The 11,122-nt window shown below is 71.6% G+C and carries 9 protein-coding genes; 3 read left to right on the forward strand and 6 right to left on the reverse strand.

The genetic code is table 11. The features are described 5' to 3' along the window. Nucleotides 1-136 precede the first annotated feature (136 nt). A complete protein-coding gene (locus AC162C_RS03860) occupies nucleotides 137-589 on the reverse strand; it encodes a DUF192 domain-containing protein (RefSeq protein ID WP_484096392.1) in 453 nt (150 codons plus the stop codon). Between the two features lie 104 nt (nucleotides 590-693). On the opposite strand from AC162C_RS03860, the gene AC162C_RS03865 reads away from it, so the two are divergent. Continuing rightward, nucleotides 694-1,827, forward strand: a complete 1,134-nt coding sequence (locus tag AC162C_RS03865) for an AI-2E family transporter (RefSeq protein WP_484096393.1) — start codon at nucleotides 694-696, stop codon at nucleotides 1,825-1,827. Between the two features lie 19 nt (nucleotides 1,828-1,846). Here the strand turns inward: AC162C_RS03865 and AC162C_RS03870 are convergent, their stop codons facing one another. The 5 genes from AC162C_RS03870 to AC162C_RS03890 are packed head-to-tail and all read right to left on the reverse strand — an operon-like array spanning nucleotide 1,847 to nucleotide 9,535. Then, nucleotides 1,847-4,117, reverse strand: coding sequence for a ferredoxin (locus tag AC162C_RS03870; RefSeq protein ID WP_484096394.1), 2,271 nt, complete (start codon nucleotides 4,115-4,117; stop codon nucleotides 1,847-1,849). 34 nt (nucleotides 4,118-4,151) lie between these two features. Further along, nucleotides 4,152-5,141: a thiamine pyrophosphate-dependent enzyme gene (locus AC162C_RS03875; RefSeq protein ID WP_484096395.1), complete on the reverse strand. Its 990-nt coding sequence runs from the start codon at nucleotides 5,139-5,141 to the stop codon at nucleotides 4,152-4,154. Continuing rightward, nucleotides 5,138-7,060, reverse strand: coding sequence for a 2-oxoacid:acceptor oxidoreductase subunit alpha (locus AC162C_RS03880; RefSeq protein ID WP_484096396.1), 1,923 nt, complete (start codon nucleotides 7,058-7,060; stop codon nucleotides 5,138-5,140). The genes AC162C_RS03875 and AC162C_RS03880 overlap by 4 nt, the downstream gene beginning before the upstream one ends. Nucleotides 7,061-7,082: 22 nt before the next feature. Further along, nucleotides 7,083-8,585 (reverse strand): NADPH-dependent glutamate synthase, encoded by a 1,503-nt coding sequence (gene gltA / locus AC162C_RS03885; protein ID WP_484096397.1) that lies wholly within the window; start codon nucleotides 8,583-8,585, stop codon nucleotides 7,083-7,085. Between the two features lie 17 nt (nucleotides 8,586-8,602). Continuing rightward, a complete protein-coding gene (locus tag AC162C_RS03890) occupies nucleotides 8,603-9,535 on the reverse strand; it encodes a sulfide/dihydroorotate dehydrogenase-like FAD/NAD-binding protein (RefSeq protein WP_484096398.1) in 933 nt (310 codons plus the stop codon). A gap of 202 nt (nucleotides 9,536-9,737) precedes the next feature. On the opposite strand from AC162C_RS03890, the gene AC162C_RS03895 reads away from it, so the two are divergent. Both AC162C_RS03895 and AC162C_RS03900 read left to right on the forward strand, forming a co-directional pair. Then, nucleotides 9,738-9,938 (forward strand): hypothetical protein, encoded by a 201-nt coding sequence (locus tag AC162C_RS03895; RefSeq protein ID WP_462974788.1) that lies wholly within the window; start codon nucleotides 9,738-9,740, stop codon nucleotides 9,936-9,938. 335 nt (nucleotides 9,939-10,273) lie between these two features. Then, nucleotides 10,274-11,056, forward strand: coding sequence for a fasciclin domain-containing protein (locus tag AC162C_RS03900; RefSeq protein ID WP_484096399.1), 783 nt, complete (start codon nucleotides 10,274-10,276; stop codon nucleotides 11,054-11,056). Nucleotides 11,057-11,122: the final 66 nt, after the last annotated feature.

Here is an 11,122-nt window from a genome sequence, read left to right on the forward strand (position 1 = left end):
AGCGGGTGACGGTGTGCGAGTACCTCACGTTCATGGAGGTGATGCAGCAGGCGGACGTGCAGCTCTTCACCTGAGTGCGCAGGCGCGCGGCAGTCGCCGGCTCGACCCGCTGACGGGGCACTCCACGGGCGCCGCGTCAGCGGGCGGCGCGCGACAGTCGCCGCAGGGATGCAGGGGGCGCGAGCGTCCGTGCCGGGCGAGGGTCGGAGGCCGCGAGCTCGAGGGCGAAGCGGTACCGCCGGCGAGGTGTGTAGACGGGGCAGGGGTCCTCCCGGCAGGGCGTCATCGAGAAGGCCGCGACCCGCCGCCCGCGCGCGTCGAAGAAGACGATCCTCAGCGGGACGACGACGTTCTTCATCCAGAACCCGCCCCGGGTGTCCCTGGGGAAGACGAAGAGCATCCCGTCCGCGGGGGCCTCCGGCCGGTCCATGAGGCCGACCGCGCGCTGCGTGGGAGTGAGCGCTGCCTCGGGGCGGAAGCGCACGCCGTCCAGGCGGAGCTTCGCAGCCGTCGTCGCGGCACCCCCGGTCCCCGCGGCGGCCGTGACCACCGCGAGGGCGAGGACGGCGACGGCGAGGCTCCGGCCCACGACCAGACGATACGCGCGATCACCGGCCCGGGCGGCGGCCCGGGGAGGGGCCGGCGACCCGCCGCGACGCGTGCACCGGACGGGCGCACGGGAGGGAGGCAACGGTGGACGACGAACTTCCTGCCGTGCAGGCCCCGAAGCCGCCACCGCTGCAGCGCGTCGAGATCACGATCTCCTGGCGGACGCTCGCGGTGATCGGGATCGCGGGTGCGCTGGCGTGGGCGATGGTCGTCGCCCGGGACGCGTTCCTGCTGCTCTTCATCGCGCTCTTCCTCGCGCTCGTGCTCGAGACGCCGGCGACGTGGCTCCAGGAGCGGTGGGGGATGCGGCGCGGCAACGCCGCGATCGTGCTCGTGCTGGGCACGGTCGCGCTGCTCGTGATGCTCGGGTACCTCCTCGTCTCGCCGTTCGTCGGCGCGATCCAGGACCTCGTGCGCGACCTGCCGGGGATCGCGGAGCGGATCCGCGAGTCGGGGCTCTTCCAGTGGCTCGACGAGCGAACGGATCTCGGCACGGAGCTGCAGGACTGGGCGGAAGGGCTCGCCGCGGACGCGCCGAGCAAGCTCGACGACATCGCCGCCATCGGCACGCGGGTGTTCGGCGCCGGGCTGATCGGCGTCGCGATCGTCTTCATGACGCTGTTCCTCGTGATCGACCTGCCGAACCTCTCGGCGGCGCTGCGCAGCATCCTCTACCCCGGCACAGCAGACCGCGTGCAGGGCCTCGAGCACCGGATCACGCGGACGATCGGGCGCTACGCGCTCGGCGCGGTCGTGATCGCCTCGATCGCGGGCATCGTGCAGGGGACGGCGGCCTGGGCGCTCGGGGCGCCGTTCGCCCTCGCGCTCGGGATCATCGCGGGCCTGCTCGGGCTGATCCCGCAGGTGGGCGCGACGATCGCCGCGCTCATCCTCTCCCTCGTGACGCTGACCGTCGGCTGGCCGCAGGCGGTGGCGATGCTCGCCGTCTGCATCGCGTACCAGCAGGTCGAGAACTACCTCCTGCAGCCGACGATCCAGGGCCGCGCCGCCGACATCTCCGGCTTCTTCGTGATCGCGAGCGTGGTCGTCGGGGCGGCGCTGCTCGGGGTGGTGGGGGCGCTGATCGCGGTCCCGCTGACCGCGTCCGCGCAGATCGTGCTCCGTGAGCTCACCGCGGAGCGCCGTGCCGCGGTGGCGGCGTCGCGCGCCGGGCCCGGTGCCGGCGAGGACGCCGCCGGGCCCGCGGAGACGGCCTGACGGCCGCCGGCGCGGACCGCTACTGGAAGGGCTGGGCCCGCTCGATCAGCTCCTCGAGGCCCGGCTCGTTCGGGTTGCGCGGCTTCCCGGGATGGATCACGGCCACCTGGCAGGCCTCGGCGGCCTCGACGATCTCGCGGAAGGTGCCGGCGTCGAGGTCCTTGAAGTACGCCTGCTTGTTCTCGTCGTAGGCGAACATCCGGTCGTTGATCGCCGTGCACTCGTTGCAGCTCGAGCAGCGTGTGGTCTCGATCCACGGGTCGTCCGACGGGGCCTCGGCCGCCTCCGGCTCCTCCTCCACGGCCGCGGTCGCGTCCGCGCCCGCCTCCACCTCCGTGGGCGCGGCGTCCGCGTCCACCGCGATCGTCCCGTCCGTGACGGCGACCTCCCCGGCCGCCGTCGCCGCCTGCGCGCGCGCGTCCTCGAGCTCGCGCTGCTTCTCCTCCTCCCAGGCCGCCCTCTCGCGCGCCAGCAGGCGCTCGGCGTGGGAGTTGTGGATCCCCCCGAGCTCCTGCAGGCCGTGCCAGATCTCGCGGCAGCGGCGGGCCGCCTGCATCAGCTTCGCGTCGACGATCAGGTGGTGCAGCACGTCGTGCTCGTCGACGACCTTCACGTGCGGGATCCGGTCGCCGACCTCCCCGGGGGCGAGCGCGAGCCACTCGTCGACGGGGATCAGGTTGTCGTTCCACTGCGGGCGCGGCACGCGCGCGAAGTGCCGGGCGTAGCGGCGGTCGCAGACGATGAAGTCGACGATCGTGAAGGCGACCTGCTCCGTGACCCGCTGCAGCGCCTCGTCCGCGTACTCGAGCTCCTCGATCGGCCAGTCGAGCTCGGGTTGCGGGTTGTCCTCGAGCGAGAAGCGCGACGCCCAGTCGGGCCCCGCCGACGGGTCGTACGCGAAGGCGACGAACGCCCGCGCCTCCATCGCCGCCGCCGACGTGAGGTAGGGCGGCAGGCCGCTCGCCGGAGCCGTCGACCCCGAGAACACGCTGAACAGGGCGGGCCCCGCGTACGCGAGCCCGTCGACCAGGCGGTCGCGGAGCTGGTAGAGGTTCGAGCTCGTCGTCTGCAGGATGAAGACGTCGTGGAGGCCCATCGCGGTGCTCGCGAGGTTCACGCTGCGCATGCCGAACCCGAAGTGGCCGGCGCCGATCGAGGACTCCTCGAGGACGTCCCCGGTCTGCACCAGCACCTTCACGGGCAGGTCCGAGGCCAGCACCTCCATCAGCACGCCGCTCTCGGCCGCGTCGGTGTGCTCGGCGTCGATGCACACGAGGTAGTCGGGGAACAGCGCGAGGTCCTCGGGCGTCAGCGTGTCCTCGTCGAACGCCGCGAAGAACGGGTCGTGCCGCGACTCGACGTAGCGCCCGTCGGCCTCGAGCTCGGCGATCGACATCGCCTTCACGAACTCCACCACCTCGGGCAGCCGCTCCGCGAACGCCGCCGTGCTCTCGGAGCAGCTCGCGAACCGGTATGAGTACGGCGCATCCGCCGCCGGTGTCGAGCTGGTCCCGGCCGGAGGCTCGAAGAACCGCTGGCGCCGCAGGACGCCGAGTGCCCATTCGATCCGCTCGCGCCTCGCGGCGGGCAGCTCGTCCTGCGGGGCGCTCTTCCCGAGCAGCCTGGACATCGCGTCGAAGTCGAAGTCGTCGTGGTGCAGGTCGCCGACGGCGGCGCGCAGGCTCTCCGGCCGGCGCCCGCCCTCCGAGTGGACGAACGCCGCACGCAGGATGTCGGAGAGCGCCTGGACGAGCCGGTTCACCTCGTCGTGGAAGCGCCGCCCCTTCCGCTGCTGCGTCGTCCGCCACGCGTGCTCGACGAGGCGTGCCGGGGCCTCGTGGTCGCAGTCGACGACCTCGCCGTCGACGGGCAGCTGGTCGCCCGCGTGGGCGAGGACCTGCCCGACCTCGTCGCCCGCCTCGGCGGCGATGCGCCCGACCGCCGTCTCCCACAGGTCGGAGAGCATGCCCCGGGCGCCGTCCCGGACGATCGACCGCAGCTCGCGCTCGAGCCCGAGCACCTGCCTGCGCAGCCGCTCCCCCTCGACGCCGCGCGGCGCCAGCTCCTGGAGGACGCCGTCGACGACCGACGACAGCGAGCGGACGGTCGCTCCGTCCGCGGCGCCCTCGACGAGGACGACCGGGAAGTCGTACCGGAGGCGCGTCAGGTCCCGGTAGCCGGCGAGGAGCGCCGGCCGGAACACGCCCTCCTCGACCGGCTCGAGCGCACCGTCGGTCCGGCTCCCGGTCAGGTGGAAGACGGCCTGCCTCTCGAGGGCCGTCGCGTCCATCGCCTGTGGCTCGCTCGTCAACGGCGACTCCGGGTCAGGCGACCGCCTGCTCCTCGACGGTCTCGTCCGGCCACACGGTGAACTTGTCGAGCTCGGCCTCGAGGCCCGCCCGGATGCGCTCCGCCGGCCGCGCCTGGCCTGCGCCGCGCAGCTCCTCGTAGCACGGGACGGCGGGGTTGCGATAGAGGATCCCGACGGGGATCACGTCGTCCGACGAGGCGATCTCGCGCGCGCGGTCGATGTCGAGCGGGTCGTGCTCGCGCCGGTTCTTGTAGATGCGCTCGAGGTCGGGGCTCAGCTGCAGGCCGTCCTCGTGGGTCAGGAGCAGCGTCTTCGACGGGTCCTGCAGCCAGGGCTCGAGCATCTTCGGCAGGAACTCCGGGCAGCGCTGGATGACCCGCACGAACGAGAAGCCCCGGTGCCGGTAGGCGGCGGCCACGATCTCGTACAGGACCTCGGGGATCCAGTCCACCGCCTGCGCGACGAACGACGCGTTCTGCACGCCGAGGGTCACGGTGAGGGGGTTGAGGGCCTCGAGGTCCGTCCCGCGCGGCGTCGTGTTGCTCTTGAGCCCCTTGGGCGACGTGGGCGAGGCCTGCTTCTTGGTGAGCCCGTACACGTAGTTGTCGTGCAGGAGCACCGTGATGTCCATGTTGTAACGGACGGCGTGGATCCAGTGGGCGGCGCCGATCGAGCAGCAGTCGCCGTCCCCGGTGTTGACGAAGACGTGGAGGTCGGGCCGCGCCATCTTGACGCCCTCGGCGATCGGGAACGCGCGTCCGTGGATGCCGTGGAAGCCGTAGGTGCTCATGTAGTGGGGGAACCGGCTCGAGCAGCCGATCCCGGACACGAACACGGTGCGCTCCGGGCTCAGGTCCTCGTCGCGGCAGATCCGCTGCACGGCGGTGAGGATCGCGTTGTCGCCGCAGCCGTTGCACCAGCGGGGAACGCCTCCCTGGTAGTCCTCGAGGCTGTGGTGCTCCTCGTGGAGGCGGATCAGGCACTGCGTGACGGGAGTCGTCATCGCTGCTCCTCCTGGTCGAGTCGTTCCCGGACGACGCGTGCGACCGCCCCGGGCTTGATCGGCTGTCCCCGCGCCTCGCTCCAACAGTCGACGTCGACGAGGAACCGCGAGCGGAGCATGATCGCGAGCGGCGAGTAGCGCCGGTTGTCCTCGTCGACGAGGTCGTCCTCGATGCGGTCCGCCCAGTTGCCCTCGACCGTCATCACCTTCCGGAACCCCTCCATGATCTCCTTGATCCCGGGCGGCAGCGGCTGCAGGAAGCGCAGGTGCATCGACGAGACCCGCCGTCCCTCCGCACGGAGCTGCTCGACGGCCTCCTCGATCACGCCCTTCGTGCTCCCCCAGCCGACGACCAGCATGTCGCCCTCCCGGTCGCCGAAGACCGTCGGGGGGCGCAGCGTCTTCTGCAGCGCGACGAGCTTGAGGCTGCGATGGCGCAGCCCGTCCTCGTTGCTCTGCGCGTCGTAGGCGACGTGGCTCCCCCGGTCGTGTGCGAGGCCGGTGAGGGTGTGCATGCCGCCCGGCTGCCCGGGGACGAAGCGCCGTGCGATGCCGGTGACGGGATCCCAGTCGTACGGCCGGGCCCCGTCCGGCACGGGGGCCTGGTCGACGGGCGGCGCGAGCCAGTCCTCGCTGAACATCGGCCGTGGGAACGGCTGCTGGGCGGTCGCCAGGCTCGCATCGGAGAGCAGGACGACGACGATGTTGAACGACTCGGCGATCTTGCGGGCCGTGATCACGGAGTAGAAGCAGTCCTCGATGCCGCTCGCCGCCATCACGACCTTCGGGGCGTCGCCGTGGCTCCCGAAGACGGCGGCCAGGAGGTCGCCCTGCTCCACCTTCGTCGGCTGCCCGGTGCTGGGCCCGCCGCGCTGGACGTTGACCACGACGAGCGGGATCTCGGCCATCGTCGCGAGCCCGATCGCCTCCTGCTTCAGCGAGTAGCCGGGCCCCGAGGTGATCGTGACGGCGCACTTCCCGGCGTACGAGGCGCCGATCGCGAACGAGCAGGCCGCGATCTCGTCCTCGGCCTGGTGGACGATCCCGCCGACGCGCTCGAACATCTCGCTCAGGTAGTGCGACGCCGACGTCGCCGGCGTGATCGGGTACATCGCGCAGATGTCCATGCCGGACGCGAGCACGCCGAGCGCGAGCGCCGTGTTGCCGTTGACGACGATCTGCGGCTCCTTCGGGCGCTCCGCCGGGATCTCGTACCGGATCGGGAGGTTGGCCTCCGCCCAGGCCCAGCCGGCGTCGAGGAGCTCCACGTTCTGCCTCACCACGTGCTCGGCCTTCTTGCCGAACGTGATCGCGATCTGGTCGCGCGCGATGCCCAGGTCGAGGCTGTAGATGTTGCAGAGGATGCCGAGGGCGAACATGTTCTTGCCGCGCCGCGGGTCGTCCACGATCGTGCGGCACTCGGCGTCCATCGGGATCTCGATCACGTCGTAGCCGCTCTCGCGGAGGCTCGCGACGGTGTCGGAATACGCGGAGGCGATCCTCGCATCGCCGTGCTCGGCCCACATGCTCTCGAGCAGGATCGTCGCCCCCGGCTTGAAGTCGCCCGCCCGGACGCGGCCGAGCAGCACCTGCTCGTTGAACGCGACGACGAGGTCGGTCTCGTCGCCGCCGTTGGTGACGCGGCGCTGCCCGATGCGGATGCGGACGCCGCTCGCCCCCTGGACGCTGCGCGCCGGCGGCTGGATCTCGGCCGGGATGATCTCGACCGTCCAGATCCCGTTGCCCATCTTCGCCGCGATCGCGCCGAGCGACTGGCCGCAGCGCTGCGCCCCCTCGCCCGAGTCGCTGATCACCTCGATGATGTGCTCGTCGAGCGTGGTGGCGTCCTTGCGGCTGGTCGCCGAGCGCTCGGGCTCGCCCCGGACGGCGGCGGACCCTCCTGTCAGCACGTCGCTCACGTCGCTCTCCCTCCCACGGCCCCTACGCGGTCACCCGGACGTGGTTGTGCTCCGAGAGGTCGATGCCGAAGCGCTTGCCGGTGCTGCCGGTGCGCTCGGGCAGGTACACGACCTCGCTGTCGCGCAGGCCGAGGTACGCCTTCATCTCGGCCGCCGCCTGCCGCCCTGCGCCCATCGCCTCGATCACGGTCGCCGCGCCCGTGACGATGTCGCCGCCCGCCCACACCCCCGCGATCGACGTCGCGAGGCTCCCGTCGGTGACGATGTACCCGCGCTCGTTGAGCCGGAGCGACGAGGTCTGGCCGAGGATCGGGTTGGCGTTGGTGCCGATCGCGTACACGACCATGTCGACGTCGATCTCGAACTCGCTCCCGGGCACCGGCACCGGCCGCCGGCGGCCCGACTCGTCGGGCTCGCCGAGCTCCATGCGCTGGCACCGCAGGCCGCGCACGTTGTTCTCGCCGTCGTCGAGGATCTCGACCGGGTTCGTCAGCCAGTGGAACTCGATGCCCTCCTCCTCGGCGTGGTGCACCTCTTCGACCCGTGCCGGCGCCTCGGTGCGCGTCCGCCGGTAGACGCAGAAGACGGTCTCCGCGCCGAGGCGCAGACAGACGCGCATCGCGTCCATCGCCGTGTTCCCGGCGCCGATCACGGCGACGCGGCGCCCCGGCTGCAGCGGCGTGTCGTACGCGGGGAAGTCGCGGGCCCGCATCAGGTTGCAGCGGGTGAGCAGCTCGTTCGCCGAGAGCACGCCGGCGAGCGACTCGCCCGGGATGCCCATGAAGGTCGGGTACCCGGCTCCGGTCCCGATGAACACGGCGTGGAAGCCCATCTCCGTGAGCAGGTCCTCGACGGTGAACAGCCGCCCGACGAGCGTGTTGCACTCGAACCTGATCCCGAGCTGCCGGAGCTTCTCGATCTCGGCGTCGATCACGTCGTTCGGCAGGCGGAAGTCGGGGATCCCGTACTTGAGGACGCCGCCGGGCTCGTGGAAGACCTCGTACACGGTCACCTCGCACCCGGCTTTCGCCATGTCCGCGGCACAGGCCATGCCGGCCGGGCCCGAGCCGACGATCGCGACGCGGAAGCCGCTCGGCTCGATGTAGGGCGCGCTCTCCCAGCCCTCGGCGATCGCCATGTCCCCGATGAAGCGCTCGAGCCGGCCGATCGCCACGGGCTCGAGCGTGTCGGCGATCGTGCACACGCCCTCGCACTGGGTCTCCTGCGGGCACACGCGCCCGCAGATCGCCGGCAGGAGGTTCGTGTCGGTGATCTTGTCGTAGGCGCCGTGGAAGTTCTTCTCGGTGATGTCGAGGATGAAGCCCGGGATGTCGATCTCGACCGGGCAGCCGCGCACGCACGGCTCGTCCGGGCAGAACAGGCACCGCTCGGCCTCGCGGAGGGCCTCCTCGAGCGTGTAGCCGCAGGCGACCTCGGCGAAGTTCGTCGCCCGGACCTGCGGGTCCTGCGCCTGCATCGGCGTCCGCTCCTGCGGGATCGTGCGGATCGTCTTCTTCGGGGGCATCGGCTCGTCCCTGCCCCTCAGCGGTCCGCCGCCGGACGCGTGTCGACCAACGGGGCCGCGACGGACTCCTGCGCCTCCGCTTCCGCCCTCACCCGGCAGCTCTCCTGCCAGCGCTCGAGGGCGTCCGCCTCGCTCGCCCGGAAGCGCTGCAGCCGGGCCATCAGGTCGTCGAAGTCGACGGAGTGGCCGTCGAAGTCCGGGCCGTCGACACAGGCGAACTTCACCTGGTCGCCCACGCGCACGCGGCAGCCGCCGCACATGCCGGTGCCGTCCACCATCACCGGGTTCAGGCTCACGACCGTGGAGACCCCGTGCGGGCGGGTCGTCTCGGCGCAGAACTTCATCATGATCGGCGGGCCGATCGCGACGACCTCGTCGATGTCGTCGTGGTGGGCGATCGCCTGCTCGATCCCGGCCGTGACGACGCCCTTGATCCCCTCCGAGCCGTCGTCCGTGCAGACGATGAACTCGTCGCAGACGGCGCGGAACTCGTCCTCCCAGAACATCAGGTCCCTGCTCCGGAAGCCGACCACGCCGATCACGTACGCGCCGGCCTCCTTGTGGGCGCGCGCCTGCGGGTAGACCGGGGCGACACCGAGGCCGCCGCCGACGCACACGACCTTCCGTGCGTGGCCGACGCGGCTCGGGATCCCCATCGGCCCGACGAGCGCATGGAGGCTCGTGCCCACCCGGCAGCGCTGCTGCATCTCCTTCGTCGTCTTGCCGACCGCCTGCACGACGAGGGTGACCGTGCCCCGGTCGGGATCGAAGTCGGCGAGGGTGAGCGGGATGCGCTCGCCGTGCTCGTGCTCCATGGCGATGACGAACTGGCCGGGCTTCGCGGCCTTCGCCATCGCGGGGTGGCGGATCTCCAGCAGGTAGGTGACGTCGGAGAAGTCCTCGCGGCGAACGATCTCGAACTGCGACGTCTTGCCCGCTTCCGATGTCACGTCCGTCTCGCGGCCTTCAGCTGTTCCCCGACTCTCGAATGACTCTCCCGAACCATACGCGCTTTTCCGGGTGGCATCGCGGGAACGGTCGCCATTCCTCGGTGCGGACCGCCGGGTCGGATGCCCGCTGCGTCGCCGTCGGGGCGGGGTCGCGCCCGCGCGGCGAAGGGCGTAGAGTCCTGGGGGACAGAGGGAGGTGCCCATGAGCACGACGCTGACCCCTCTTGCCTGCGCGCAGTGCGGGCAGGAGGCTCCGGGTGACCCGCGTGAGCTGATGCACTGGGCGTGTGGCTGGCTGGCAGTGCGCGGCGACTTCCCCGAGGCGATCGACACGCTCCTGCTCTGCCCGGCGTGCGTGGACGAGGAGCACGCGCACGAGTTCGACGAGGGCACAGCCGACTGACCGCTAACGGGTCGGTGCGGCGACGCCGCACCGACCCGCTGCCCGGGTGACGGGGCCGGCGTCCCCTTCGTGAGCAACTCCTCCGGAAACGCTCACACGGTCGCGAGAGCCCCCGGAGCGCCTCTGACGAACACCCCGTACGCTCGGTGAGAGCTCTCTCGACCACGCACGGCGAGGTCTGGAGGGAGAACGGACCTCGTCCTCCGGCACAGGCTCCACGCGAGGCTGCGGCAGCGGGGATGGGGCGTTCCCAGGGGGAGCCTGACCGCGGGCGTCGAGCGCATCGAGCCGCGTGGTCGAACCGTTATCGGATGAGAGGAGAATCGATGCGTCGGATGATCATTCGTGTCGCGGCCGCCTCGTGCCTGGTGGCACTTGTCGGTGCCGCGGCGACGACCAGTGTGGGTACCGGGAACGCAGGCGCGGCGACGCAGGCGTCGGCGGCCACCCTCCCGGAGGCCCTCGTCGAGGCCGGGGACTTCAAGACGCTCGTGGCCCTTCTGCAGGCTACGGGGCTCGACGAGGTGCTCGCCGAGGGCGGGCCGTTCACGGTGTTCGCCCCGAGCGACGCGGCGTTCGCGAAGGTGCCGGCCGAGACGCTCGCCGCGCTCGCGGCGGATCCCGGCCTGCTGACGTCGGTCCTGCTGTACCACGTCGTGAGCGGCAACGTCCCCTCGAGCGTGGCGACGACGCTGAGCTCCGCGACGACCGTCGGCGGAGCGAAGATCGGCCTCTCGGTGGTCGGCGAGTCGCTCTACGTCAACAACGCGAAGGTCGTGAAGGCCGACGTGGCGGCGAGCAACGGGGTCGCCCACGTCATCGACACCGTGCTGATCCCGCCGACCGAGCCGAGCGGTGGGATGAATCGCGCGGGGTACTGCGCGGTCACGGGCAACACGACGCCTGCGGGCGAGCCGATCCGCGCCGGACTGTTCCTCGAGCTGAAGCTCGGTCAGCCGAGCTGGGACTACCACTACGCGGGTGCGGTCCCCGCCAACTACGTCGAGGGCACGGGGATCACGTGTGTCGCGCCGCCGGCCGGCTACACGCTCCAGGGCACTGCTCCGGAGAGCCTCGGTGTCCCGGCGGGCGTCTATCCCTACTACGTGAAGGGGTAGCAGGGACGCAGTAGCGGCGGCGTCGTCCGTCGCGCGTGAACCGGAGTTGGGGGGCCGGGGCCCCGG

It is taken from the genome of Gaiella sp. (assembly GCF_057140465.1).

Excerpts from the sequence above, each read along its gene's own strand:
- AC162C_RS03870 (WP_484096394.1), bottom strand. The coding sequence starts at position 4,117 with ATGGACGCGACGGCCCTCGAGAGGCAGGCCGTCTTCCACCTGACCGGG.
- AC162C_RS03875 (WP_484096395.1), bottom strand. The coding sequence starts at position 5,141 with ATGACGACTCCCGTCACGCAGTGCCTGATCCGCCTCCACGAGGAGCAC.
- gltA (WP_484096397.1), bottom strand. The coding sequence starts at position 8,585 with ATGCCCCCGAAGAAGACGATCCGCACGATCCCGCAGGAGCGGACGCCG.
- AC162C_RS03895 (WP_462974788.1), top strand. The coding sequence starts at position 9,738 with ATGAGCACGACGCTGACCCCTCTTGCCTGCGCGCAGTGCGGGCAGGAG.
- AC162C_RS03900 (WP_484096399.1), top strand. The coding sequence starts at position 10,274 with ATGATCATTCGTGTCGCGGCCGCCTCGTGCCTGGTGGCACTTGTCGGT.